Origin of the sequence: Pseudomonas sp. M5 (assembly GCF_016907075.1) — a bacterium.
GTDB classification, from domain to species: Bacteria; Pseudomonadota; Gammaproteobacteria; order Pseudomonadales; family Pseudomonadaceae; genus Aquipseudomonas; species Aquipseudomonas putida_E.
Window position 1 is genome coordinate 2,342,322 of sequence record NZ_JAFBBH010000001.1, and the last position, 25,541, is coordinate 2,367,862.

Below are 25,541 nucleotides of genomic sequence, written 5' to 3' on the forward strand. Positions count from 1 at the left end.
TCAGAGACCGTAGCTCATCAAGCGCTCATAACGACGGGCCAGCAGCGTGTCGTTGTCGAGCTTGCCGAGCATGTCCAGCTGCTGAACCAGGTCAGCGCGAATGCTTTCGGACATCTGCGCCGGGTCACGATGGGCGCCGCCCAGCGGTTCCTGGATGACCTTGTCGACGATGTTCAGGCTTTTCAGGCGCTCGGCGGTGATGCCCATGGCCTCGGCAGCGTCCGCGGCCTTGTCTGCGGTCTTCCACAGGATCGAGGCGCAACCTTCCGGCGAGATCACCGAGTAAGTGGAGTATTGCAGCATGTTCAGCTGGTCACACACACCGATGGCCAGTGCACCGCCGGAACCACCTTCACCGATGACGGTGGCGATGATCGGGGTCTTCAGGCGTGCCATGACACGCAGGTTCCAGGCGATCGCCTCGCTCTGGTTGCGTTCTTCTGCGTCGATGCCTGGGTATGCACCCGGGGTGTCGATGAAGGTCAGGATAGGCATCTTGAAGCGCTCGGCCATTTCCATCAGGCGGCAAGCCTTGCGGTAGCCTTCAGGGCGCGGCATGCCGAAGTTGCGGCGAACCTTTTCGCGCACTTCACGGCCCTTCTGGTGGCCGATGACCATGACCGGCTTGCCATCCAGGCGCGCGGTACCACCGACGATGGCAGCATCATCTGAGAAGTGACGGTCGCCGTGCAGCTCTTCGAACTCGGTGAAGATGTGCTCCAGGTAGTCCAGGGTGTAAGGACGACGCGGGTGACGGGCCAGGCGGGCGATCTGCCAGCTGGTCAGGTTGCCGAAGATGCTTTCGGTCAAGGTGTTGCTCTTGTCTTGCAGACGGGCAATTTCATCGCTGATGTTCAGCGAGTTGTCGTTACCCACCAAACGCAGCCCTTCGATCTTGGCTTGCAGGTCGGCAATCGGCTGTTCGAAATCGAGAAAATTCGGGTTCATAGTCATCCGTCTTGGGTCTACGGCCAGGCGGCCGGCCGGTTGATCCGTTTGGCGCCCTACCTTAAGGGATCAGGCGCATTCAGGTCGAGATTAAATTTCGTCGGTTCAACGATATTGCAGGAAGACGTTCTCACGCCCGAACTGGTCACGCAGCGCCTGAATCAAGCCATCGGCCGGGTCGATCGACCACTGGTCGCCGAACTGCAGCATCGCCTTGGCGTCGCTGCCGGTGTATTCGAGGGTGATCGGGCAACCACCGCGATGGCGGGTGATCAGCTCGCCCAGCCAGTTCAGGCGGTCGCCCTTGAGGGCATCGTGGGTGATCTTCAGGCGCAGGCTCTCGGCCAGCTTGGTACGGGCATCTTCCATGGTCATCACCTGCTTGACGCGCAGGCGCAGGCCACCGGAGAAGTCGTCATTGCTGACCTCACCTTCAACCACGACCATGGCATCGTTCTGCAACAACGCCTGAGCCCCCATGAAGGCATCGGCGAACAGCGACGCTTCGATGCGCCCGGAGCGGTCATCAAGGGTGACAAAGCCCATCTTGTCGCCCTTCTTGTTCTTCATCACGCGCATGGCAATGATCATGCCGGCGATAGTCTGCGTCTCGCGGGAGGGCTTCAGATCGATGATGCGCTGGCGGGCGAAACGGCGGATCTCCCCTTCATATTCATCGATCGGGTGGCCGGTGAGGTATACGCCAAGGGTATCCTTCTCGCCCTTCAGGCGCTCCTTGAGCGTCAGTTCACGCACCTTGCGGTGGTTGGCATAGACATCGGAGTCCTCCTCGACGAACAGCCCGCCGAACAGGTCGACGTGACCGCTGTCTGCGGTGCGAGCGGTCTGCTCAGCGGCCTTGATCGCCTCTTCGAGGGCAGACAGCAAGGTCGCGCGATTAATGTCGATACTGGCGTGGTAGGCCTTGATCTCATCATGAAAGTGCGGGCCCAGCCGGTCCAGTGCGCCACTGCGGATCAGCGCATCGAGTGTGCGTTTGTTCACCCGCTTGAGGTCGACCCGCTCACAGAAGTCGAAAAGATCCTTGAATGGGCCACCCTGGTCGCGTGCCTCGACAATGGCCTCCACCGGGCCTTCACCCACGCCTTTGATGGCCCCCAGGCCATAGATGATGCGGCCGTCGTCATTGACCGTGAACTTGAACTCCGAGGCATTCACGTCGGGCGCATCGAGGCGCAGCTTCATGCTGCGCACTTCTTCGATCAGCACCACCACCTTGTCGGTGTTGTGCATGTCCGCCGACAGGACCGCGGCCATGAACGGCGCCGGATAATGAGTCTTGAGCCAGGCGGTCTGGTAAGACACCAGACCGTAGGCCGCCGAGTGGGACTTGTTGAAGCCGTAACCGGCAAACTTTTCCACCAGGTCGAAGATGTTGCCGGCGAGGTCTGCATCGATGTTGTTGGCGACGCAACCTTCGATGAAGCCACCGCGCTGCTTGGCCATTTCCTCAGGCTTTTTCTTACCCATGGCGCGGCGCAGCATGTCGGCGCCGCCGAGGGTGTACCCCGCCATGACCTGGGCAATCTGCATCACCTGTTCCTGATACAGGATGATGCCGTAGGTCGGCGCAAGAACGGGCTTGAGGCCTTCGTACTGGTAATCCGAGTGCGGGTAGGCGAGTTCGGCGCGGCCGTGCTTGCGGTTGATGAAGTCGTCCACCATGCCCGATTGCAGGGGGCCTGGGCGGAACAATGCCACCAGTGCGATAAGATCTTCCAGGCAGTCGGGCTTGAGCTTTTTGATCAGCTCCTTCATGCCGCGCGATTCGAGCTGGAATACCGCCGTGGTTTCGGCCTTCTGCAGCAACTCGTAGGTCTTGCGATCGTCCAGCGGGATGAAGTCGATGTTGACGTCGGGCAGGTTGTTCTTGGCCTGCTCGCGGTTGATCGTCTCCATCGCCCACTTGATGATGGTCAGGGTACGCAGGCCAAGGAAGTCGAACTTGACCAGGCCGGCGGCCTCGACATCGTCCTTGTCGAACTGGGTCACCAGGCCGCCGCCCTCTTCATCACAGGCGATCGGCGAGAAATCGGTGAGCTTGGTCGGGGCGATTACCACACCACCGGCGTGCTTGCCGGTACCCCGGGTGACACCTTCGAGCTTGAGCGCCATCTCCCAGATTTCGCGGGCGTCTTCGTCGCCCTTGAGGAAGTCGCGCAGGATTTCTTCCTGCTCATACGCCTTCTCCAGGGTCATGCCCACTTCGAACGGGATCATCTTCGACAAACGGTCGGCCAGGCCATAGGACTTGCCCTGCACCCGCGCCACGTCGCGTACCACCGCCTTGGCGGCCATGGTACCGAAGGTGATGATCTGGCTGACCGCATTGCGCCCGTAGGCGTCGGCCACGTAGTCGATCACCCGGTCGCGGCCATCCATGCAGAAGTCGACGTCGAAGTCGGGCATGGAAACACGTTCGGGGTTGAGGAAACGTTCGAACAGCAGGTCGTAGGCCAGAGGATCGAGGTCGGTGATCTTCAGTACGTAGGCCACCAGCGAGCCGGCACCCGAACCACGGCCCGGGCCTACCGGCACGCCGTTGTTCTTGGCCCACTTGATGAAGTCCATCACGATCAGGAAGTAACCCGGGAAACCCATCTGGATGATGATGTCCAGTTCGAACTTCAGGCGGTCCAGGTAGAGCTGGCGCTTCTCTTCGTAATTGGGCGTGGTCTCCTTGGGCCAGAGCACCGCCAGGCGCTCCTCCAGGCCTTCGTGCGAAACATGGCGCAAGTAGTCGTCGATGCCCATGCCATTGGGCGTCGGGAAGTCGGGCAGGAAGTACTTGCCCAGCTGGACCTGGATGTTGCAGCGTTTGGCGATTTCGACGGTGTTGGCAATCGCGTCGGGCAAGTCGCTGAACAGCTCGGCCATTTCATCCGCGCTTTTGAGGTACTGCTGGTCGCTGTACATGCGCGGGCGACGCGGGTCGTCCAGGGTCCAGCCTTCACCGATGCACACGCGGCTTTCGTGGGCGTCGAAGTCCGACTGCTTGATAAAACGCACATCATTGGTGGCCACCAGCGGCGCGCCGACCTTGTCGGCCAGCGCCACGGCAGCGTGCACGTATTCTTCATCACCGGCACGATTGGTACGCTGCACCTCGACGTAAAAACGTTCAGGGAACATGCCCATCCAGTCGTGCAGCAGCGCCTCGGCCTCAGTGGTACGGCCGGCCATCAGGGCCATACCGATATCGCCCTCTTTGCCGGCGGACAGGGCAATCAGACCTTCGCTGGCCGGGGCGATCCACTCACGCTGCAGAATGACCAGGCCATTGCGCTGGCCGTCAGTCCAGCCTCGGGAGATCAGCTCGGTAAGGTTGCGGTAACCCTTGGGGTTCATCGCCAGGAAGCAGATGCGCGACAGCGGCGCTTCAGGGTCGGCACCGGCCAGCCACAGGTCAGCACCGCAGATCGGCTTGATGCCCGCGCCCATGGCGGCCTTGTAGAACTTCACCAACGCGCACATGTTGCTCTGGTCGGTGATCGCCACCGCGGGCATGTTCATCCCGGCCAGCGCCTTGGCCAGCGGTTTGATCCGCACCAGACCGTCGACCAGCGAAAATTCGGAGTGGACGCGCAGGTGAACGAAGGGAACCGACATGGAAGATCCTGTAGCAGTGCTGAACGACAAGGGCGGGATTGTAGCGTAAAAGCGAGGGGGTTTTGGGGACGCAAGACGCCCCCAACAGGCTAGATCAGAGAATCGGTAATGCCTTCGCGGGCTTCCCAAGCGGCCCGTACCGGCGCAAAGGAGCGCCGATGAATGGGCGTGGGCCCTAGCCGGGCCAAGGCTTGCAGGTGTACCGGCGTCGGATACCCCTTGTGCCCGCCAATCCCATAGCCCGGATAGATCAGCTCGAATGCGCTCATCTCGCGATCGCGGGTCACTTTGGCCAGGATCGACGCTGCAGCGATGGCCGGCACCTGGCTATCACCCTTGATAACCGGCGCAGCCGGCACCGACAGTTTGGGGCAGCGGTTACCGTCGATCAGTGCGAGCCTGGGTGTGACACTCAAGCCCTCCACTGCACGCTGCATGGCCAGCATGGTGGCCTGAAGAATGTTCAGCCGATCGATTTCCTCGACCTCGGCGCGCGCGATGCAAAAGCTCAGGGCTTTGGCACAGATCTCGTCGAACAGCGCTTCGCGCTTGGCTTCGGTGAGTTTCTTCGAGTCGTTGAGGCCGAGGATCGGCCGCGCCGGGTCAAGAATCACCGCCGCTGTGACGACCGCCCCGCACAGCGGGCCGCGCCCGACCTCGTCGACTCCGGCAACCAGGTCCTCGACCAGGTTGAAATCCAGTCCTATCTGCATGTCAGCGGTCCTTGAGCAAGGCCAGCACCGCGTCGGCTGCCTGGTTGGAGGCGTCGCGGCGCAGGGTGCGGTGAATCTCGTCGAAGCGCTCGGTCTGCTGGCTGCCGTCGGCCACCAGGGGAGCCAGGGTTTGTGCGAGGGCCTCGCTGGTGGCGGCATCCTGCAGCAACTCTGGCACCAACTCGCGCTGGGCGAGCAAGTTGGGCAACGACACGTAGGGGCTTTTCACCAGACGCTTGAGAATCCAGTAGGTCAGTGGCGCGAGGCGATAGGCAACGACCATGGGGCGCTTGTACAGCATGGCCTCCAGGGTGGCGGTACCCGACGCGATCAGCACCGCATCACAGGCTGCCAGGGCCTGATGCGACTGGCCATCGAGCAGCGTCAGCGGCAAGTCGCGACCTTCAAGCATCTGTTCGAGCTGTGCACGCCGTGCCCCATTGGCGCATGGCACTACAAAGTGCACGCCGGGTATCAGCTCGCCCAAGCGCTGCGCCGCATCCAGGAACAACGCCCCCAGGCGCCCGACTTCCCCGCCACGGCTGCCAGGCATCAGGGCAACCACCGGCCCTGCACCCAGCCCCAGCGCCATGCGCGCAGCCTGCCGATCCGCAGCCAACGGTATGGTATCGGCCAACGGATGGCCGACGAACCTAACCGGCACGCCCTGCTCTTCATAGAAGCGCGCTTCGAATGGCAGCAGCGTCAGCATCAGATCGCAACCTTCACGAATCTTCAGCACACGCTTCTGCCGCCATGCCCAGACCGAAGGGCTGACGTAGTGCACGGTCTTGATACCGGCCTGGCGTAGCTTCAGTTCGATATTGAGGGTGAAGTCAGGTGCATCGATGCCAATGAACACATCGGGCTTTTCGGCAATCAGGGTCTGGATCAGTACCTTGCGCCGCTTGAGCAGCTCACGCAGGCGCCCCAGCACTTCTACCAGGCCCATGACCGCCAGACGTTCCATGGGGAAATACGACTGCATGCCCTCGGCTTCCATCAGCGGGCCGCCGACGCCGATGAAACGCACCTGGGGATGGCGCGCCTTCAAGGCGCGCATCAGACCGGAACCGAGAATATCGCCGCTGGCCTCACCCGCAACCAGGGCTACGCAAAGTTGCGCCATGTCAGCGGGTAATGCCGCGGGCAGAATTCACGATCGACTGACGGAACAAGTCGACCTCTGGGTGTTTGCCTGCCAGCTCATCCAGTTCCTTGACCGCTTCTTCAACGGTCAGGCCCTGGCGGTAGACGATCTTGTAGGAACGACGCAGGGCATGGATGACCTCGTCGCTGAACCCGCGACGGCGCATGCCTTCGAAGTTCATGCTGCGGGCTTCGGCGGGGCTGCCGAATACCGTGACGAAAGCCGGAACGTCCTTGCCGATCGCCGTGCCCATGCCGGAGAAGGCATGCGCGCCGATGTGGCAGTACTGGTGCACCAGGGTGAAACCGGACAGGATCGCCCAGTCACCCACATGCACATGCCCGGCCAGCGCAGTGTTGTTGACCAGGATGCAATGGTTGCCGATCACACTGTCATGGCCGATGTGGGCATAGGCCATGATCAGGTTGTGGTCACCCAGCGTGGTTTCAGCGCGGTCCTGGACCGTGCCACGGTGAATGGTCACACCCTCGCGAATCACGTTGTGATCACCGATCACCAGGCGCGTTGGCTCCCCTTTGTACTTCAGGTCCGGGGTGTCTTCGCCGATCGAGGAAAACTGGTAGATGCGATTGTGCTTGCCGATCCGGGTCGGCCCCTTGAGCACCACGTGAGGACCAATGACGGTACCCTCCCCGATTTCGACATCAGGGCCAACGATCGACCACGGGCCGACCTCGACACCATCGGCCAGTTTGGCCGACGGATCGATGATCGCCCGCGGATCAATCGAATTCATAGCTCACGTTCCGCACAGGTGATCTCAGCCGAGCACACTGGCTTGCCATCGACCAGTGCCCGGCACTCGAACTTCCAGATGGTCTTCTTACGGCCGATGAACTTGGCCTCCAGCACCAACTGGTCGCCCGGCAGGACGGGCTGACGGAAACGCAGCTTGTCGGAACCGACGAAGTAATAGAGCGTGCCGTCGGCCGGCTTGGCGTCGAGCATCTTGAAACCGAGAATGCCTGCAGCCTGTGCCATGGCCTCGATGATCAGCACGCCTGGCATTACCGGGTGTTCCGGGAAATGCCCGTTGAAGAACGGCTCGTTGATGCTGACATTCTTGTAGGCACGAATGCTCTGGGCCTCGAAGTCCAGATCCGTTACACGATCCACCAACAGGAACGGGTAACGGTGAGGCAGGTATTCGCGAATCTCGTTGATGTCCATCATTTCGGGGGGAAGCCTGTAATAAGAATAGGGAGCGCAGGTGCTGACCACACGCTCCTTTTGCAATCCAAAGAGGAGCCAGCTAGCGACTGTTCACTCTTGCTCAGGAAATGGTATCAGCCTTCTGATGTCGGCTGGCCACCTGAGGTCACGGTATCGACACGTTTTTCCAGCTGCTGGAGACGTTTGGACATGTCATCCAGCTGGCGGATACGCGCAGCGCTCTTGCGCCAGTCAGCCAGTGGCTGCATGGCAGTGCCGGAAGAATACGCACCCGGTTCGGTGATCGAACGGGTGACCATGGTCATCCCGGAAACGAATACGTTGTCGCAGACATCAATGTGCCCCACCATGCCGACGCCACCGGCAATGGTGCAGTGCTTGCCAATGCGCGTGCTGCCGGAAATCCCGACGCAGGCAGCCATGGCCGTGTGCTCGCCGATCTGCACGTTGTGAGCGATCTGGATCTGGTTGTCGAGCTTGACGCCGTCGGCGATCCGCGTGTCGGACAACGCGCCCCGGTCGACAGCGGTGTTCACGCCGATTTCGACGTCATCACCTATGGTGACACCGCCGATCTGGGCGATCTTGCGCCATACGCCCTTCTCGTTGGCAAAGCCGAAGCCCTCACCACCGATCACCGCGCCAGACTGGATGACCACGCGCTTGCCTATGGTCACGTCGTGATACAGCGTGACCCGCGGTGCCAGCCAGCCACCCTCGCCAACCACACAACGGGCACCGATCACGCAATGCGCACCGATGCTGACGTTGGCGCCAATGCGTGCGCCGCTCTCGATGACCACGAACGGCCCGATGCTGGCACTGGCATCCACCTGCGCATCCTCGGCAACCACGGCGCTGGGATGAATTCCCGCTACAGCCTTGGGTTTGGGATCGAACAGGTGGGAAATGCGCGCGTAGGCCAGGTACGGGTCCGCCACGATCAGCGCATTGCCGGCAAAGCCTTCAGCATCTGCAGCCTGCAGCAACACCGCTGCTGCCTGGCAGTTATCCAGGTATTTGCGGTACTGCTTGTTGGCGAGAAAGCTCAACTGACCGGGGCCGGCCTCCTGCAAGGTGGCCAGCCCGGTGATCTGCAGCGCCTCGGAGCCTTTGAGAGTGGCCCCGAGGGCCTCGGCCAACTGGCCGAGCGTCATGGTCACGGTCATATCAACGGGCTTGGTTCATGCGCTCGATGACTTGGCGGGTGATGTCGTACTGAGGCTTGACATCAATGACCGCGCCACGCTCGAGGACCAGGTCGTAACCGCCTTTCTTGATCACTTCCTCGACAGCGCCGTCGAGCTTGGGCTTGAGCTGCTTGAGCATGTCGCGGTCAGCAACCGCCTTGGCTTCATTCAGTTCCTTGGACTGGAACTGGAAGTCACGGGCCTTTTGCTTGAATTCAAGCTCCAGGCGCTCACGCTCCGGCTGGGCCATCTTGTCGCCGCCTTTGATCAAGCGGTCCTGAATGCCTTTGGCGCTGCTTTCCAGGGTCTTGAGCTTGGTCAGCTGCGGGCCGAACTTCTTCTCGGCATCCACCGCGTATTTCTTGGCGGCATCAGATTCGAGCAACGCCATCTGATAGTTCAGCACGGCAACCTTCATTTCGGCGAAAGCCGGGGTGGCGACCAGCGCCGCGGCCAGTAAGGCCAGTTGAGTCAACTTACGCACGATGCACTCCTGGATAAACCGTTGTCGTTAAGCAAGGGCCGACCTTAGAAGGTCTGGCCCAGAGAGAATTGGAACACCTGGGTATCGGCATCGTCCGGCTTCTTCACCGGCATTGCCAGGCTGAAGCTCAACGGACCCAGCGCGGTGATCCAGGTCACACCCAGGCCCACGGAGCTGGCCATGTCCGAGAAACCGACCTTGGCGCAGTCAGGCTTGGAACCGCAATTGGTGTCGAACACGTTACCCACATCCCAGAACACGGAGGTGCGCAGCGAACGCTGGTCCTTCACGAACGGCAGCGGGAACAACAGCTCTACGCCACCTTGTACCAGGACGTTGCCACCGAACGGCAGTGGGTCTTGGTCCGGGTCTGCGATGGTGCCGGGATTCGAACCATTGCTCGGCGTACTGCGTGGGCCCAGGCTGCTGTCCTTGAAGCCGCGAACGGAGTTGAAGCCACCCGCATAGTAGTTCTCGTAGAACGGCAGGCCCGAAGTGCCACCGAAACCATCACCATAGCCCAATTCGGTGTGCAGGCGCAGGGTGTAGTCGTTGTTGATCGGTTTGAACAGCTGGCCGCGGTAGTCGAGCTTGTAGAACGAAAGGTCGCTGCCTGGAATGGTGGTTTCCAGGGTCAGGCTCTGGGAGTGACCACGGGTTGCCAGCACGCCTTTGTTCAGGGTCGACTCGGACCAGCCGACGGACGCCTTGAAGTTCAGGAAGCTGTCGCCTTCCTCCTCGAGGAAGTCGAAGATCTCGTCAACGGTATAGCGACCGGTCTTGATCTTGTCCTGCTGCACGCTGAGGCCGTAGGTCAGACGCGAGGTTTCACTGATCGGGTAGCCAAGGCTGACGCCTGCACCCAGGCTGTCGACCGCATAGCTGGCCACGTCAACGTCAAGGTCGTCGTAGTCGGTGCTGCGGTAGAACGCGTTGTAACCCAGGCTGACGCCGTCGGCAGTGAAGTAGGGGTCAACGAAACCGAAGTTGTAGCGGGTCTGGTATTCCGAACGGGTCAGGCCGATGGACACCTTGTTACCAGTACCGAGGAAGTTGGTCTGGCTGATCGAGCCGCCCAGGATCAGGCCGGCGCTCTGGGCGAAGCCCACGCTGGCGGTGATCGAGCCGGATGCCTGCTCTTCGACGCTGTAGTTGACGTCGACCTGGTCGTCGGTGCCCGGCACTGGCGGGGTCTCGACGTTGACTTCCTTGAAGAAGCCCAGGCGCTCCAGGCGGGTCTTGGACTGGTCGATCAGGTAGGTCGAAGCCCAGCCGCCTTCCATCTGGCGCATTTCGCGGCGCAGCACTTCGTCTTCGGTCTTGGTGTTGCCGCGGTAGTTGATGCGGTTGACGTAGGCACGCTTGCCCGGGTCGACCACGAACATGATGTCGACGGTGTGGTCTTCGTCATTGGGCTGTGGCACGCCGTTGACGTTGGCGAAGGTATAGCCTTCGTTACCAAGGCGGCGGGTGATCAGCTCGGACGTGGTGGTCATCACCTTGCGCGAGAACACCTGGCCCGGCTGCACCAGCAGCAGCGAGTTGACCTGGTCTTCCGGCACCTTCAGGTCGCCCGACAGCTTCACGTCACGAACGGTGTACTTCTCGCCTTCGTTGACGTTGACGGTGATGTAGACGTGCTTCTTGTCCGGGGTAATCGACACCTGGGTGGAAGCGATGTCCATGTTGATGTAGCCGCGGTCCAGGTAGTAGGAACGCAGGCGCTCCAGGTCACCGGAAAGTTTTTCGCGGGCGTACTTGTCGTCGTTCTTGAAGAACGACAGCCAGTTGGTGGTCTTGAGTTCGAACAGCTGCGCCAGTTCTTCATCGTCGAACACGGTGTTGCCGACGACGTTGATGTGCTGGATGGCAGCGACGGTGCCTTCGTTGATCTTGATCTTCAGGGCAACCCGGTTGCGCGGCTGCGGCACCACCTCGGCGTCGACCTCGGCCGAGTAGCGGCCCTGGGCCACGTACTGGCGCTGCAGTTCGTTACGCACGCCTTCGAGGGTGGCACGCTGGAAGATCTCGCCTTCGGCCAGGCCCGACTGTTTCAGGCCCTTCATCAGGTCTTCGGTGCTGATCGCCTTGTTGCCTTCGATCTCGATGCTCGACACCGACGGGCGCTCGACCACGTTGATGATCAGGACATCGCCGTCGCGGTTCAGCTGGATATCCTGGAAGAAGCCGGTCTTGAACAGCGAACGGGTCGACTCCACCAGGCGCCGGTCATCGGCCTGATCGCCCACGTTCAGGGGCAAGGCACCGAAAACGCTGCCGGCGGATACCCGCTGCAGGCCGTTTACACGAATATCGGAGATGGTGAAGGACTCGGCGTGAACTTCAGCGATCATCAATGCGGAGAGGACCGCAGTTAGCAGCAGACGTTTCATGAAGTCCTTTTATTCCAACTGGCAATAAACAACCTGCCGCAAATGGCGGCAGGTTTGCAATGCGAAGCTTTTATAGTCGACCCAGATCGTTGATCAGGGCGAGCAACATCACCCCTATGACCAAACTGATACCGATCTGGACCCCCCAACCTTGAACCCGATCCGACAATGGACGACCGCGCGCCCACTCGACCAGGTAAAACAGCAAATGCCCCCCATCCAGCACTGGAATGGGCAGCAGGTTAAGAACCCCCAGGCTAATGCTCAGGTAGGCGAGGAAATTCAGGAAATCCCCCACGCCGGACTGGGCTGAAGCGCCCGCCACTTTAGCAATGGTTATCGGTCCGCTCAAGTTTTTTACCGATAGCTCACCGAACAGCATTTTCTTCAGGGATTCGAGGGTCAGGACGCTCATGTTCCACGTCCGGGAAAGGCCCTCGCCTACCGCATCCAGCGGACCGTAGCTGACCTCACGAAGCATGTCGGCAGGCCATTCGCCACTTTTCACCCCGGCACCCAGATAACCACCGGCAGCCTCGCCCTCACCTTTTCGTGCCAGTGTCACCGGCACATCCAGCGCTGCACCGTCGCGCTCGACACGCACCACCACCTTGGCTTCAGGGCGGGCGCGCACGCTATCGACAACCTGCTGCCAGTCAGTCAAGGCCACCCCATCGAGACTCAGCAGCCGATCACCGGTTTTCAGACCGGCAGCCGCCGCTGGCCCTTTTGGATCGATCTCGGCCAGCACGGGCGCAACCACAGGGCGCCATGGCCGCAGCCCGAGCGACTGAATCGGATCAGGCTCGTCCGCGCCCTTGAGCCAGCTGTCGAGCTTGACCTGCAACTGACGCTCGGCACTGGAGCCCTCATCGCGCACGCCAACCTGCAATGTTCCGCTTTCGCCCAGGCGACGCACCAACTGCAGATTGACGGCCGACCAGCCACTGGTCGCCTTGCCATCGATGGACACAATTTCCTGGCCGGCAACCAGGCCCGCCGATGCTGCCAGGCTGCCTGGCTCTACCGCACCGATGACCGGACGGATCTGCTGGGTACCGAGCATCGCCAGCAACCAGAAGAAAACGATGGCCAGCAGGAAGTTGGCAATCGGACCGGCGGCGACGATGGCGATGCGCTGGCGAACCGATTTGCGATTGAAGGACTGCTCGGCCAGCGCTGGCGGCACTTCGCCTTCACGCTCGTCGAGCATCTTGACGTACCCACCCAAAGGAATGGCCGCCACCACGAACTCGGTACCGTGGCGGTCATGCCAGCGCAATAGCCCGGGGCCGAAGCCCACGGAAAAGCGCAGCACCTTGACCCCGCAACGCCGGGCCACCCAGAAGTGGCCGAATTCGTGGAAAGTGACCAGTACACCCAGGGCCACCAGGGTGCCGATAATCATGTACAGCGCAGTCATGTCTTTCTCCGAATGACGTTCAGCGGAACGACTTTTCGCACATCCTCTGGGCCGGGCAGCATCAGCGGCCGTGGCGCCTCAACCACTCGCGGGACAACTCTCGGGCGCGCTGATCGGCAGCAAATACCGCATCCAGCGAAGGCACAGGCACCACGGCTTCCTGAGCCAGTACCTGTTCGATCATACCCGCGATCTCCGGGAAGCGGATACGCCGCTCAAGAAATGCATCGACCGCAACTTCGTTGGCCGCATTGAGTACCGCTGGCGCGCTGTTGCCCGCCTCGGCAGCCTGCCGCGCCAGGCGCAGGCACGGAAAGCGCAGTTCGTCGGGGGCCTGGAAATCCAGGCGAGCAATGGCGAACAGATCCAGCGGGGCCACACCAGAATCGATCCGCTCCGGCCAGGCAAGGGCGTTGGCAATGGGCGTGCGCATATCCGGGTTACCCAACTGGGCCAGCACCGAACCGTCAACGTAGTCCACCAGGGAATGGATAACGCTCTGCGGGTGCACCACCACTTCGACCTTGTCCGGCGCCGCATCGAACAACCAGCAAGCCTCGATCAGTTCCAGGCCCTTGTTCATCATGCTCGCCGAGTCCACCGAAATCTTGCGCCCCATGGACCAGTTCGGGTGGGCACAAGCCTGCTCTGGCGTGACATCGGCCAAGTCAGCCTGAGGCGTCTCGCGAAACGGCCCGCCCGAGGCTGTCAGCAGAATGCGACGCACGCCCACCTGGCTCAGACCACGGTCATAGTCACCCGGCAGGCACTGGAAGATGGCATTGTGCTCGCTGTCGATCGGCAGCAGCACCGCACCACTGCGGCGCACAGCTTCCATGAACAGCGCGCCGGACATCACCAGCGCCTCCTTGTTGGCCAGCAGCACCTTCTTGCCCGCCTCGACGGCGGCCAGTGTCGGGCGCAAGCCAGCAGCGCCGACGATGGCAGCCATCACCGCATCCACTTCAGGGGCGGCCGCAACCTCACACAGGCCCGCCTCCCCTTCGAGCACCTCGGTGGCGCAGCCCGCAGCCGCCAGGCCTTCACGCAAGCGCACGGCTGCTTCGCCGTTGGGCACCACGGCATAGGCCGGGCGATGCAGCACGCACAGCGCCAGCAGTTGATCGATGCGCGAATAGCCGCTCAATGCAAATACCTGGTAGCGCTCGGGATGGCGGGCAATCACATCCATGGTACTGAGGCCGATGGAGCCGGTGGCGCCCAGGACCGTAATGCGCTGTAGCGCTGTCACATCACACCCCATTCAGCAGCCCACAGCAATACCGCGAAAACCGGGATGGCCGCAGTCAGGCTGTCGATGCGGTCAAGCACCCCGCCATGGCCAGGCAGCAGGTTGCTGCTGTCCTTGATACCGGAGCGGCGCTTGAACATGCTCTCGGTCAGGTCACCAATCACCGATGACATGACCACCAGCGCAGCCCCCACGAGCCCCAGCAGAATCTGGCCGACGCCCCAATCGCGAGTGATACCGACCGCAAGCGTAATCACCAGGCTGACCGCCAGGCCGCCATAGACGCCTTCCCAGCTTTTACCCGGGCTGACTTGGGCAGCCAGCTTGCGCTTGCCGAAAGCACGGCCAGAGAAGTACGCGCCGATATCGGCCGCCCACACCAGCACCATGACAGACAGGATAAGCCAGTTACCCAGCGGCCAGTGCTTGAGCAGCACCAGCCCTTGCCAGGCAGGCAGCAGGATCAGCAGACCGATCAGCAGACGGCAGGCAGCACTGGCCCACAGCTCACTGCTGCGCGGATAAGTCAGCACCAACCAGGTGGCCATGCCCCACCAGATGACCGACGCACCAAGCACCCAGGGCGCCAGGTCAGGCATCAGGTAGAGCAGCATCAGCACACCGGCGACGACAGCGGCATAGGCAATGCGCAGCGGCTGGGCCATCAGCCCGGCCAGGCGCGCCCACTCCCAGGCCGCCAGGGTCACCACCAAGCCGATGAACAGAGCGAAATCCCCGCCGTTGAGCAGGAAGAAACCACCCAGCGCGACCGGCAGCAGGATCAGCGCGGTAATGATGCGTTGTTTAAGCATTAAGCACGAGCTCCAGCCTCGACCTGCTCGCTGGTCTTACCGAAGCGGCGCTGGCGCGAAGCGAAATCGGCCAGAGCATTGCGCATGGCCTCGTGTTTGAAGTCCGGCCAGTACAGGTCGGAGAAATACAGTTCGGCATAGGCCAACTGCCACAGCAGGAAGTTGCTGATGCGGTGCTCACCACCGGTGCGGATGCACAGGTCCGGCAACGGCAATTCGCCCGTCGCCAGGCAGGCTTGCAAAAGCCCTGGAGTGATGTCGTCCGGACGCAGATGGCCGGCCTGAACCTCACGCGCCAGGCGCTGGGCGGCCTGGGCAATATCCCACTGGCCACCGTAGTTGGCGGCGATCTGCAGGATGAAGCGATTATTGCCGGCGGTCTGCGCCTCGGCCTCGCGCATGGCGGCCTGCAGCTCTGGATGGAAACGCGAACGGTCGCCAATGATGCGCAGGCTGATATTGTTCTCGTTCAGGCGTTTGGCCTCACGGCGCAGCGCCGAGAAGAACAGCTCCATCAACGCCCCCACTTCCTCGGCAGGGCGCTGCCAGTTCTCACTGGAGAAGGCGAACAGGGTCAGCACCTCGACCCCGGACTTGGCGCATACCTCGATAACCGCACGTACGGCATCGACGCCGGCCTTGTGCCCGGCTACGCCGGGCAACAGGCGCTTCTTCGCCCAGCGATTATTGCCATCCATGATGATCGCGACGTGTCGCGGCACCGAAGACGGTGCCGCCAGCTTGGTCTTTTCCATTAAAAAACCTCGGCCTTAGACGGCCAACAGGTCCTTTTCCTTGGCTTTGAACGCAGCGTCGATTTCGGCGACGAACTTGTCGGTCAGCTTCTGGATCTCGTCAGCAGCACGACGCTCTTCGTCTTCGCTGATTTCCTTGTCCTTGGTCAGCTTCTTCAGGTCGGCCAGGGCATCACGACGCACGTTGCGCACGGCAACCTTGGCGTCTTCGGCAACGGCGCTGGCCTGCTTGGTGTAACCCTTGCGGGTTTCCTCGGTCAGGGCCGGCATCGGTACACGGATGGTGGTGCCGGCGCTGGACGGGTTCAGGCCCAGATCGGAAGTCAGAATGGCCTTCTCGATGGCCGCGCTGAGGTTCTTGTCGTGGGCGACGATCTTCAGGGTGCGCGCATCTTCAACAGAGACTGCAGCGACCTGGTTCAGCGGCATTTCGCTGCCCCACGCCGGGACCTTGACGCTGTCCAGGATGCTTGGGTGGGCGCGACCGGTGCGGATTGACGCCAGGTTGCGGCCCAAAGCCTCGATGGACTTGCCCATGCGATCCTGAGCGTCTTTCTTGATGTCGTTGATCATTTTTGAACTTCCTCGATCAGAGTTCCTTCCGCGCCGCCATGCACGATGTTCAGCAAGGCGCCGGGTTTGTTCATGTTGAAGACGCGCAGCGGCATCTTGTGGTCGCGGCAAAGGCAGATTGCCGTGAGATCCATTACACCCAGCTTGCGATCCAGCACTTCATCGTAGGTCAGATGATCGAACTTCTCGGCATGCGGGTCCTTGAATGGATCTGCAGTGTATACACCATCGACCTTGGTTGCCTTCAATACCACGTCGGCATCGATTTCGATGGCACGCAGGCATGCGGCGGAGTCGGTGGTGAAGAACGGGTTGCCAGTACCGGCAGCGAAGATTACGACTTCTTTGGCGTTCAGGTGACGCATGGCTTTGCGGCGGTCATAGTGATCGGTCACGCCCACCATGGAAATGGCCGACATGACGATGGCGGTAATGTTCGCCCGCTCCAGCGCATCGCGCATGGCCAGGCCATTCATTACGGTCGCCAGCATGCCCATGTGGTCGCCGGTAACACGGTCCATGCCGGCTGCACTGAGCGCCGCGCCACGGAACAGGTTGCCACCGCCAATCACCAGGCCGACCTGGACACCGATGCCGACCAACTGGCCGACTTCCAGGGCCATGCGATCCAGGACCTTGGGGTCGATCCCGAACTCTTCCGAGCCCATCAGGGCCTCGCCGCTAAGTTTGAGTAGAATGCGTTTATAGCGAGCCTGATAACCACTGCCCTGCTGAGCCATTGCGAATCTCTCCTGCGGCGTTTGTAAAATTCTGGCGGGCTGCTTGAGCCTGCGTGTAACTCTAACGTGACGCAGCGACTGCGTCAGCGAGCACGGCCTTGAAAACCGCTCCCGCTTTGACAAAGAGGCTGCGCGCGTGAGCGGGCAGCCTCTTTGGGGCGACAGACGAGTCTGTCTTACTGCTTGGCGGCAGCTACCTGAGCGGCAACTTCAGCAGCGAAGTCGTCGACCGGCTTCTCGATGCCTTCGCCTACTTTGAAGTAGGTGAAGGAAACGATTTCAGCACCGGCCTTCTTGGCCAGCTCGCCGACTTTGACTTCCGGGTTCATGACGAAGGCTTGCTCTTTCAGCGAGGCTTCGGCCTTGAACTTGGTGATACGGCCGTTGATCATGTTTTCAACGATGTTTTCCGGCTTGCCGGCGATCTTGTCGGCGTTCAGCTGCAGGAAGACGTTCTTCTCGCGCTCGATGGCCTCGGCGGAGATTTCCGACGCATCCAGGAACTCTGGGTTCGAAGCTGCAACGTGCATGGCAATGTTCTTGGCCAGCTCGACGTCGCCGCCCTTGAGGACGACAACTGCACCGATCTTGTTACCGTGCAGGTAAGCACCGACAACGTCACCCTCAACGCGCACCAGGCGACGGATGTTGACGTTCTCGCCGCACTTGGCGACCAGGGCTTCACGAGCAGCTTCGCGCGAGGCGATCAGCGGAGCGGCATCGGTCAGCTTCTGGGCGAAAGCTTCTTCGAGGCTTTCAGCGACGAAGTTCTTGAAGTCGTCTTGCAGAGCCAGGAAGTCGGTCTGCGAGTTGACTTCCAGCAGGACGGCGGATTTACCGTCGGTCTTGACGGCGATCGCGCCTTCGGCAGCGACGTTGCCAGCCTTTTTGGCGGCCTTGATGGCGCCCGAGGCACGCATGTCGTCAATGGCTTTTTCGATGTCGCCGCCGGCCTTTTCCAGGGCCTTTTTGCAATCCATCATGCCTTCGCCGGTACGCTCGCGCAGTTCTTTGACCAGCGCTGCAGTAATTGCTGCCATTTCAAAATCCTCTTGGAAAGTTTTTCAACCATTCCACCCGCTCATCACGGGCGTTCAATTCTGCAAATCCGCTGTTTCAACCTCAGCCGGCCCATATTGCGGGGCGCTTGCTGACAGCAGGATTTCAAGGTGGCAAAAAGGGGGCCAAGCCCCCTTTTTGCGTGCCAAGCAGACGCTAGCGTCTATTACTCGGCAGCAGGTGCAGCCGCTTCTTCAGCGTAGACTTCGGTGCCGCCAGCAACGTTGTTGCGGCCGCGGATGACGGCGTCAGCCATCGAAGTCATGTACAGCTCGATAGCGCGAATGGCGTCATCGTTACCTGGGATGATGTAGTCAACACCTTCTGGGCTGCTGTTGGTATCGACAACGCCGATAACCGGGATACCCAGCTTGTTGGCTTCGGTGATGGCAATGCGCTCGTGGTCAACGTCGATCACGAACAGGGCATCAGGCAGGCCGCCCATGTCCTTGATACCACCCAGGCTGCGGTCCAGCTTTTCCAGATCGCGCGAACGCATCAGGGCTTCTTTCTTGGTCAGCTTGGCAAAAGTGCCGTCTTCGGCCTGGGTTTCCAGGTCGCGCAGACGCTTGATCGAAGCGCGGATGGTTTTGTAGTTGGTCAGCATGCCGCCCAACCAGCGGTGGTCAACGTATGGCGAACCGCAACGAGCAGCTTGCTCGGCGACGATCTTGCCGGCGGAACGCTTGGTGCCGACGAACATGATCTTGTTCTTGCCCTGGGCCAGGCGTTCTACGAACGACAGAGCGTCGTTGAACATTGGCAGGGTTTTTTCCAGGTTGATGATGTGGATCTTGTTACGCGCGCCGAAAATGTACTTGCCCATTTTCGGGTTCCAGTAACGGGTCTGGTGGCCGAAGTGCACACCGGCCTTCAGCATATCGCGCATGTTGACTTGGGACATGATAGTTCCTTGATAAGTCGGGTTGGGCCTCCACGTATCCCAATGACCAACCCACGCACCTGAACAAGAACTTCGAGAATGCGGGGCACCCAGGTCATCGTGTCGACACGTGTGTGGGTTTGAGCTGACGGGGTCGTCCCCGAAAGCGGCGCATGTTATACCACAGACCGCCAACGAACGGAACCCGCAGAAGTGAACTGTGAATCCAGCCTCAAGCTTGATGCTGGGTTCGCAGCCGCCCTCTGATAGAATAAGGGCCTTTTCCGTTTGTTCGCGCCGCCTGCGGCGCCGTAGAGAGCCAGTAATGACCGTTACCATCAAGACCGCAGAAGACATCGAGAAGATGCGCATCGCCGGCCGCCTGGCCGCCGAAGTGCTGGAAATGATCGAAGAACACGTCAAGCCCGGTGTCACCACCGAAGAGCTCGACCGCCTGTGCCACGACTACATCGTCAACGTGCAGCAGGCCATTCCGGCACCGCTCAACTACAAGGGCTACCCCAAGTCGATCTGCACCTCGATCAACCACGTGGTGTGCCACGGCATCCCCAACGACAAGCCGCTCAAGGACGGGGACACGCTGAACATCGATGTCACCGTGATCAAGGACGGCTACCACGGCGACACCAGCCGCATGTTCCACGTCGGTACCGTGCCGGTATGGGCCGAGCGCCTGTCCAAAGTCACTCAGGAGTGCATGTACAAGGCCATCGAGCTGGTCAAGCCTGGCTGCCGCCTGGGCGATATCGGCGAAGTGATCCAGAAGCACGCTGAGAAGAACGGCTTTTCGGTGGTGCGTGAATTCTGCGGCCACGGCATCGGCAAGGTGTTCCACGAAGAACCGCAGATCCTCCACTACGGCCGCGCCGGCACCGGCATGGAGCTCAAAGAGGGCATGACCTTCACCATCGAACCGATGATCAACCAGGGCAAGGCCGACACCAAGGTGCTGGGCGACGGCTGGACCGCCATCACCAAGGACCGCAAGCTCTCGGCGCAGTGGGAGCACACCCTGGTGGTGACCGCCACCGGCTACGAGATCTTCACCCTGCGCAAGGACGACACCATCCCGCGCACTTCGGCCTGAGTTCACGCCAAAGCCTCTACGACAGGAACGCGATGCATGCCCCAGGTGGATCCCGAGCTGTTCGACCGCGGCCAGTTCCAGGCGGAACTGGCCCTCAAGGCGAGCCCCATCGCCGCTTTCAAGAAGGCCATCCGCCAGGCCGGCGAGGTGCTCGACAGGCGTTTCCGTGACGGCCGCGACATCCGTCGGCTGATCGAGGACCGCGCCTGGCTCGTCGACAACATCCTGCAACAGGCCTGGAAGCAGTTTGACTGGGGCGACGCTGACGGTATCGCCCTGGTAGCGGTCGGGGGCTATGGGCGCGGTGAACTTCACCCGCACTCGGACATCGACCTGCTGATCCTGCTGCGCGACGCCGAACACGAGCAGTACCGCGACGCCATCGAGCGCTTCCTGACACTGCTGTGGGACATTGGCCTTGAAGTGGGCCAGAGCGTGCGTACCGTGGACGAGTGTGCCGAACAGGCCCGCGCCGACCTGACGGTCATCACCAACATGATGGAAAGCCGCACCATCGCCGGCCCCGAAGCCCTGCGCCAGCGCATGCTCGAAGTCACCAGCACCGCGCACATGTGGCCGAGCAAGGAGTTCTTCCTGGCCAAGCGCGCAGAGCTCAAGGCCCGCCACCACAAGTACAACGACACCGAGTACAACCTCGAGCCCAATGTAAAAGGCTCGCCCGGTGGCCTTCGCGACATCCAGACAGTCCTTTGGGTAGCCCGTCGCCAGTACGGCACCCTGAACCTGCACGCCCTCGCTGGCGAAGGCTTCCTGCTGGAAAGCGAAAACGAACTGCTGGCCTCCTCCCAGGACTTTTTGTGGAAGGTGCGCTACGCCCTGCACATGCTCGCCGGCCGCGCCGAAGATCGCCTGCTGTTCGACCACCAGCGCAGCATCGCCGCACTGCTGGGCTACAGCGACGAAAACCCCAAACGCGCCATCGAACAGTTCATGCAGCAGTACTACCGGGTGGTGATGAGCATCAGCCAGTTGTGCGACCTGATCATCCAGCACTTCGAGGAAGTCATCCTCGCCGACGATGACAGTGGCACCACCCAGCCGCTGAATGCGCGCTTCCGCCTGCACGACGGCTATATCGAAGCGGTCAACGCGAACGTTTTCAAGCGCACGCCGTTCGCCATGCTGGAGATCTTCGTGCTGATGGCGCAGCACCCGGAAATCAAGGGCGTGCGCGCTGACACCGTGCGCCTGCTGCGCGAGCACCGGCACCTGATCGACGACACCTTCCGCAACGATATCCGCAACACCAGCCTGTTCATCGAGCTGTTCAAGTGCGAAATCGGCATCCATCGCAACCTGCGGCGAATGAACCGCTACGGCATCCTCGGCCGCTACCTGCCAGAGTTCGGCCTGATCGTCGGGCAGATGCAGCACGACCTGTTCCACATCTATACGGTCGATGCGCACACCCTCAACCTCATCAAGCACCTGCGCAAGCTGCAGTACACGCCGGTGTCCGAAAAATTCCCGCTGGCCAGCAAGCTCATGGGCCGCCTGCCCAAGCCTGAGCTCATCTACCTGGCCGGGCTGTACCACGACATCGGCAAGGGCCGTCAGGGCGACCACTCCGAACTGGGCGCTGTGGATGCGAAGAAGTTCTGCGAGCGCCATCAATTGCCCGCCTGGGATAGCCGCCTGATCGTCTGGCTGGTGCAAAACCACCTGGTGATGTCCACCACCGCCCAGCGCAAGGACCTGTCCGACCCGCAGGTGATCAACGACTTCGCCCTGCATGTCGGCGACGAGACGCGCCTGGACTACCTCTACGTGCTGACCGTGGCCGACATCAACGCCACCAATCCCAGCCTGTGGAACTCCTGGCGCGCCAGCCTGCTGCGCCAGCTGTACAGCGAGACCAAACGCGCCTTGCGTCGCGGCCTGGAAAACCCGCTGGACCGCGAGGAGCAGATCCGCCAGACACAGAGTGCTGCGCTGGATATCCTCGTGCGCGAGGGCACCGACCCGGACGACGTCGAGCAACTCTGGTCGCAACTGGGTGACGACTACTTCCTCAAGCACAACGCCGCCGATGTGGCCTGGCACAGTGATGCGATCCTGCAGCAGCCCGCCGACGGCGGGCCGCTGGTACTGATCAAGGAAACCACACAGCGTGAGTTCGAGGGCGGCACGCAAATCTTCATCTACGCCCCCGACCAGCACGATTTCTTCGCCGTGACCGTGGCGGCCATGTCGCAGCTCAACCTGAACATCCATGACGCGCGCATCATCACCTCGAGCAGCCAGTTCACGCTCGACACCTACATCGTGCTCGACAATGACGGCGGCTCCATCGGCGATAACCCGCAACGGGTCAAGCAGATCCGCGACGGCCTGACCGAGGCGCTGCGCAACCCCGAGGACTACCCGACCATCATCCAGCGACGGGTACCCCGCCAACTCAAGCATTTCAACTTCCCGCCGCAGGTGACCATCCTCAACGATGCACAGCGGGCGGTGACCATCCTTGAGATCACCGCGCCGGACCGCCCGGGGCTGCTGGCGCGGATCGGGCGGATCTTCCTGGAGTTCGACCTGTCACTGCAGAACGCCAAGATCGCCACCCTTGGCGAACGCGTGGAAGACGTATTCTTCATTACCGATGCCGACAACCAGCCGCTGTCCGACCCGCAGCTGTGCAGCCGCCTGCAGGAAGCGATCGTGCAGCAGCTGCAGGCCGGCCAGGCCAGCGATGCCAGCCCGACTCGCGTGACCTTTTAACGATTAGACGATTGACGAGACCTTGCGCCGATGAACCATGCCTTGACCCAGCTTCAGCCCTACCCGTTCGAGAAACTCCGCGCCCTGCTGGGCAGCGTGAAGCCCGCGGCGGACAAGCGCGCCATCGCCCTGTCGATCGGTGAGCCGAAGCACGCATCCCCGGCGTTCGTCGCCCAGGCCATGGCCGACAACCTCGACAAGCTGGCGGTCTACCCCAGCACCATCGGCCTGCCAGAGCTGCGCCAGGCCATCGGCCAATGGTGCGAACGCCGGTTCGGCGTGCCGAGCGGCTGGCTGGACGCGGACCGCCATGTGCTGCCGGTCAACGGCACCCGTGAAGCGCTGTTCGCCTTCACCCAGGCCGTGGTCAACCGCGCCGATGATGGCCTGGTGGTCAGCCCCAACCCGTTCTACCAGATCTACGAAGGCGCGGCCCTGCTCGCCGGCGCCACCCCGCATTACCTGCCGTGCCTGGAAAACAACGGTTTCAACCCGGACTTCGATGCCGTACCCGCCGAGGTATGGAAACGCTGCCAGATCCTGTTCCTGTGCTCACCGGGCAACCCCACCGGCGCACTGGTACCGATGGACACCCTGAAGAAGCTGATCGCACTGGCCGACGAGCATGATTTCGTGATCGCCGCCGATGAATGCTACAGCGAGCTGTACTTCGACGAAGACGCGCCACCACCGGGCCTGCTCAGTGCCTGTGCCGAACTGGGCCGCAGTGATTTCAAGCGTTGCGTGGTATTCCACAGCCTGTCCAAGCGCTCCAACCTGCCGGGCCTGCGTTCGGGCTTCGTTGCCGGCGACGCGGCCATCATCAAGCCGTTCCTGCTGTACCGCACCTACCATGGCTGCGCCATGCCGGTGCAGACCCAGCTGGCCAGCATCGCCGCCTGGCAGGATGAAGCGCATGTGCGCGAAAACCGCGACCTATACCGCGCCAAATACGATGCCGTGCTGGATATCCTGCAGCCCGTGCTGGACGTACAGCGGCCCGATGGCAGTTTCTACCTGTGGGCCAAGGTACCGGGGTGCGATGCCGACTTCACGCGTGACCTGTTCCAAGCCCAGCATGTGACGGTGGTACCTGGTTCGTACCTGTCGCGTGAAGTGGATGGCGTGAACCCGGGGGCCGGGCGGGTACGCATGGCACTGGTCGCACCATTGGCCGAGTGCATCGAGGCGGCTGAGCGGATTCGTGCGTTTGTGCAAACCCGTTGATTGACCGAGTGCCGCACTGTAGCTCAAACACCGGCTCGCCGGCGCTTGAGCTACAGCGGCTCATTTGACTGCCCCCAGGTTCGCCTCGCTCAAGTCCAGCTCCCCCAACACTTGCCGCACCACCTCATCACCAACCAGATGCTGGCGATGCAGGTTATACAATTCCAACCGCTGCGCCCGAAGCGCCCGCAGGCGCAGACGTCGTTCCAGCAAGTCCATCTGCTCCGCCAAGGCCCTCGCCTCGGCCGTGTCGTTGTAACTGTCCAGCTCATCGCGGTATTCGGCCATCAACCTTGCCTTGAGCTCGGTGGCCAGGGTCGCCTGCGCCGCATCCTGAGGTGCGCTGGCATCAACCACGTCCTCGGCCTCCAAGGCATGAATCGCAGCCTCGGCCGTGCGCCGCCAGGCTTCCTGCACCTCCTGATGCAGCCGTTCGTCCGGGCTTCGGGTGACGCCTCTCAAGAGAAAGGGCAACGCCACGCAGGCGCTGACCAGCGACAGCAAGATGACGCCGGCAGCGATGAAAATCAGCAGGTCGCGCTCCGGGAAAGCCTGGCCTGCCCCGATCAGCAGCGGTATCGACATCACACCCGCCAGCGTCACCGCACCCCGCACCCCGCCAAGGGTCAGCAACCAGCATGAGCGCGCCGTGGGCATCAGCACCAGTGCCGGCTTGCCGCGCCAGCGACGCACTACCCCAACCGCCCGCCAGATGCTTTGTACCCAGATGAAACGCAGCAGGATCAGCGCCGCAAAGATCGCCAGCACATCCAGGCAACGCCATGCCAGTGTCGGCCAGAGGGTAGGTTCGTGGCTGACCACCGCCTTGATGATGTCCGGCAATTGCAGGCCCAACAGCAGGAAGATCAGGCCTTAGTTTTTCCTACTAAGCTAGGTAAACAAAAATTGATAGTTTTCCAAACATAAGAAGGTAAACGCCATGCTGCAGAATCAGGTGCGTGACTTCTCACTCACAACTGAAGCCTTAACTCCTCGCTTCTTGCCTGTCCAGCTCATCCCGGTATTCAGCCATCAGTCGTGCTTTCAACTCGGTTGCGAGGGTCCCCTGCACAGCATTGCTGTCAACGCCCGCCTCAGCGATCGCCGCCTCGGCCTTGCGCCGCCAGGCCTCCTGCACTTTCTGGTGCAAGCGTTCGTCCGCGCTCTTAGTCACCCCGCGCAAACCGGCAGCGCGAGACGGGCACTGATCAACGACAGCAGGATCAACCCGCGAACCCCGATGAGGTCCCCCCTAGCCAGTCATAAGG

Annotated in this window: 20 protein-coding genes and 2 pseudogenes; 3 read left to right on the forward strand and 19 right to left on the reverse strand. The window is 61.6% G+C overall.

Going from position 1 to position 25,541, the window contains the following annotated elements; all coding sequences use genetic code 11:
* The 17 genes from accA to rpsB form a co-directional block, all read right to left on the reverse strand.
* A complete protein-coding gene (gene accA, locus JOE27_RS10695; protein ID WP_042111686.1) occupies positions 1-948 on the reverse strand; it encodes an acetyl-CoA carboxylase carboxyl transferase subunit alpha in 948 nt (315 codons plus the stop codon).
* A gap of 105 nt (positions 949-1,053) precedes the next feature.
* Positions 1,054-4,578 (reverse strand): DNA polymerase III subunit alpha, encoded by a 3,525-nt coding sequence (gene dnaE, locus JOE27_RS10700; protein ID WP_174142342.1) that lies wholly within the window; start codon positions 4,576-4,578, stop codon positions 1,054-1,056.
* Positions 4,579-4,667: 89 nt separating this feature from the next.
* Positions 4,668-5,291, reverse strand: a complete 624-nt coding sequence (rnhB, locus tag JOE27_RS10705; RefSeq protein WP_046788313.1) for a ribonuclease HII — start codon at positions 5,289-5,291, stop codon at positions 4,668-4,670.
* Between the two features lies 1 nt (position 5,292).
* Positions 5,293-6,420 (reverse strand): lipid-A-disaccharide synthase, encoded by a 1,128-nt coding sequence (gene lpxB, locus JOE27_RS10710; protein ID WP_174142343.1) that lies wholly within the window; start codon positions 6,418-6,420, stop codon positions 5,293-5,295.
* 1 nt (position 6,421) lies between these two features.
* A complete protein-coding gene (lpxA, locus tag JOE27_RS10715; RefSeq protein WP_012315890.1) occupies positions 6,422-7,198 on the reverse strand; it encodes an acyl-ACP--UDP-N-acetylglucosamine O-acyltransferase in 777 nt (258 codons plus the stop codon).
* A complete protein-coding gene (gene fabZ / locus JOE27_RS10720) occupies positions 7,195-7,635 on the reverse strand; it encodes a 3-hydroxyacyl-ACP dehydratase FabZ (protein WP_012315891.1) in 441 nt (146 codons plus the stop codon). The genes lpxA and fabZ overlap by 4 nt, the downstream gene beginning before the upstream one ends.
* Before the next feature lie 113 nt (positions 7,636-7,748).
* Entirely contained in the window at positions 7,749-8,804 is a 1,056-nt protein-coding gene (gene lpxD / locus JOE27_RS10725) for a UDP-3-O-(3-hydroxymyristoyl)glucosamine N-acyltransferase (RefSeq protein ID WP_012315892.1), read from the reverse strand.
* 1 nt (position 8,805) lies between these two features.
* Positions 8,806-9,309 carry an OmpH family outer membrane protein gene (locus JOE27_RS10730; RefSeq protein ID WP_012315893.1) on the reverse strand — a complete coding sequence of 168 codons (504 nt, stop codon included), beginning with the start codon at positions 9,307-9,309 and terminating at the stop codon, positions 8,806-8,808.
* A 44-nt stretch (positions 9,310-9,353) separates the two neighbouring features.
* Positions 9,354-11,702, reverse strand: coding sequence for an outer membrane protein assembly factor BamA (gene bamA / locus JOE27_RS10735; protein WP_204918691.1), 2,349 nt, complete (start codon positions 11,700-11,702; stop codon positions 9,354-9,356).
* Positions 11,703-11,772: 70 nt separating this feature from the next.
* A complete protein-coding gene (rseP, locus tag JOE27_RS10740) occupies positions 11,773-13,125 on the reverse strand; it encodes an RIP metalloprotease RseP (protein WP_115274038.1) in 1,353 nt (450 codons plus the stop codon).
* 61 nt (positions 13,126-13,186) lie between these two features.
* A complete protein-coding gene (gene ispC / locus JOE27_RS10745) occupies positions 13,187-14,377 on the reverse strand; it encodes a 1-deoxy-D-xylulose-5-phosphate reductoisomerase (RefSeq protein WP_204918693.1) in 1,191 nt (396 codons plus the stop codon).
* Entirely contained in the window at positions 14,374-15,189 is an 816-nt protein-coding gene (locus tag JOE27_RS10750; protein ID WP_046784286.1) for a phosphatidate cytidylyltransferase, read from the reverse strand. The genes ispC and JOE27_RS10750 overlap by 4 nt, the downstream gene beginning before the upstream one ends.
* Positions 15,189-15,944 (reverse strand): polyprenyl diphosphate synthase, encoded by a 756-nt coding sequence (gene uppS / locus JOE27_RS10755; RefSeq protein ID WP_046784287.1) that lies wholly within the window; start codon positions 15,942-15,944, stop codon positions 15,189-15,191. The genes JOE27_RS10750 and uppS overlap by 1 nt, the downstream gene beginning before the upstream one ends.
* Before the next feature lie 15 nt (positions 15,945-15,959).
* Positions 15,960-16,517 carry a ribosome recycling factor gene (frr, locus tag JOE27_RS10760; protein ID WP_008094910.1) on the reverse strand — a complete coding sequence of 186 codons (558 nt, stop codon included), beginning with the start codon at positions 16,515-16,517 and terminating at the stop codon, positions 15,960-15,962.
* Positions 16,514-17,257, reverse strand: a complete 744-nt coding sequence (gene pyrH / locus JOE27_RS10765) for a UMP kinase (RefSeq protein WP_008094912.1) — start codon at positions 17,255-17,257, stop codon at positions 16,514-16,516. The genes frr and pyrH overlap by 4 nt, the downstream gene beginning before the upstream one ends.
* A 176-nt stretch (positions 17,258-17,433) precedes the next feature.
* Positions 17,434-18,297 (reverse strand): translation elongation factor Ts, encoded by an 864-nt coding sequence (gene tsf, locus JOE27_RS10770; RefSeq protein ID WP_008094914.1) that lies wholly within the window; start codon positions 18,295-18,297, stop codon positions 17,434-17,436.
* A gap of 185 nt (positions 18,298-18,482) precedes the next feature.
* Positions 18,483-19,220, reverse strand: coding sequence for a 30S ribosomal protein S2 (rpsB, locus tag JOE27_RS10775; protein WP_012315900.1), 738 nt, complete (start codon positions 19,218-19,220; stop codon positions 18,483-18,485).
* 304 nt (positions 19,221-19,524) lie between these two features.
* Between rpsB and map the strand changes: the two genes are divergently transcribed.
* From map to dapC, 3 genes are read left to right on the forward strand one after another with little or no spacing between them, the layout of a single operon-like run.
* Positions 19,525-20,307 carry a type I methionyl aminopeptidase gene (gene map, locus JOE27_RS10780; RefSeq protein ID WP_004375406.1) on the forward strand — a complete coding sequence of 261 codons (783 nt, stop codon included), beginning with the start codon at positions 19,525-19,527 and terminating at the stop codon, positions 20,305-20,307.
* Positions 20,308-20,343: 36 nt separating this feature from the next.
* Positions 20,344-23,046, forward strand: a complete 2,703-nt coding sequence (locus JOE27_RS10785; protein WP_039601208.1) for a [protein-PII] uridylyltransferase — start codon at positions 20,344-20,346, stop codon at positions 23,044-23,046.
* Positions 23,047-23,076: 30 nt separating this feature from the next.
* Positions 23,077-24,273 (forward strand): succinyldiaminopimelate transaminase, encoded by a 1,197-nt coding sequence (gene dapC, locus JOE27_RS10790; protein ID WP_161872977.1) that lies wholly within the window; start codon positions 23,077-23,079, stop codon positions 24,271-24,273.
* Positions 24,274-24,333: 60 nt separating this feature from the next.
* Here the strand turns inward: dapC and JOE27_RS10795 are convergent.
* Positions 24,334-25,146: pseudogene (locus JOE27_RS10795) on the reverse strand (cation:proton antiporter); the annotation flags it as partial.
* 136 nt (positions 25,147-25,282) lie between these two features.
* Positions 25,283-25,518: pseudogene (locus JOE27_RS10800) on the reverse strand (Na+/H+ antiporter); the annotation flags it as partial.
* Positions 25,519-25,541: the final 23 nt, after the last annotated feature.

Coding starts and splice junctions, on each gene's coding strand:
- tsf (WP_008094914.1), bottom strand. CDS start 18,297: ATGGCAGCAATTACTGCAGCGCTGGTCAAAGAACTGCGCGAGCGTACC.
- lpxA (WP_012315890.1), bottom strand. CDS start 7,198: ATGAATTCGATTGATCCGCGGGCGATCATCGATCCGTCGGCCAAACTG.
- rseP (WP_115274038.1), bottom strand. CDS start 13,125: ATGACTGCGCTGTACATGATTATCGGCACCCTGGTGGCCCTGGGTGTA.
- dapC (WP_161872977.1), top strand. CDS start 23,077: ATGAACCATGCCTTGACCCAGCTTCAGCCCTACCCGTTCGAGAAACTC.
- JOE27_RS10750 (WP_046784286.1), bottom strand. CDS start 15,189: ATGCTTAAACAACGCATCATTACCGCGCTGATCCTGCTGCCGGTCGCG.
- rnhB (WP_046788313.1), bottom strand. CDS start 5,291: ATGCAGATAGGACTGGATTTCAACCTGGTCGAGGACCTGGTTGCCGGA.
- map (WP_004375406.1), top strand. CDS start 19,525: ATGACCGTTACCATCAAGACCGCAGAAGACATCGAGAAGATGCGCATC.
- lpxD (WP_012315892.1), bottom strand. CDS start 8,804: ATGACCGTGACCATGACGCTCGGCCAGTTGGCCGAGGCCCTCGGGGCC.
- accA (WP_042111686.1), bottom strand. CDS start 948: ATGAACCCGAATTTTCTCGATTTCGAACAGCCGATTGCCGACCTGCAA.
- pyrH (WP_008094912.1), bottom strand. CDS start 17,257: ATGGCTCAGCAGGGCAGTGGTTATCAGGCTCGCTATAAACGCATTCTA.
- JOE27_RS10785 (WP_039601208.1), top strand. CDS start 20,344: ATGCCCCAGGTGGATCCCGAGCTGTTCGACCGCGGCCAGTTCCAGGCG.
- frr (WP_008094910.1), bottom strand. CDS start 16,517: ATGATCAACGACATCAAGAAAGACGCTCAGGATCGCATGGGCAAGTCC.
- dnaE (WP_174142342.1), bottom strand. CDS start 4,578: ATGTCGGTTCCCTTCGTTCACCTGCGCGTCCACTCCGAATTTTCGCTG.
- fabZ (WP_012315891.1), bottom strand. CDS start 7,635: ATGATGGACATCAACGAGATTCGCGAATACCTGCCTCACCGTTACCCG.
- lpxB (WP_174142343.1), bottom strand. CDS start 6,420: ATGGCGCAACTTTGCGTAGCCCTGGTTGCGGGTGAGGCCAGCGGCGAT.
- uppS (WP_046784287.1), bottom strand. CDS start 15,944: ATGGAAAAGACCAAGCTGGCGGCACCGTCTTCGGTGCCGCGACACGTC.
- bamA (WP_204918691.1), bottom strand. CDS start 11,702: ATGAAACGTCTGCTGCTAACTGCGGTCCTCTCCGCATTGATGATCGCT.
- rpsB (WP_012315900.1), bottom strand. CDS start 19,220: ATGTCCCAAGTCAACATGCGCGATATGCTGAAGGCCGGTGTGCACTTC.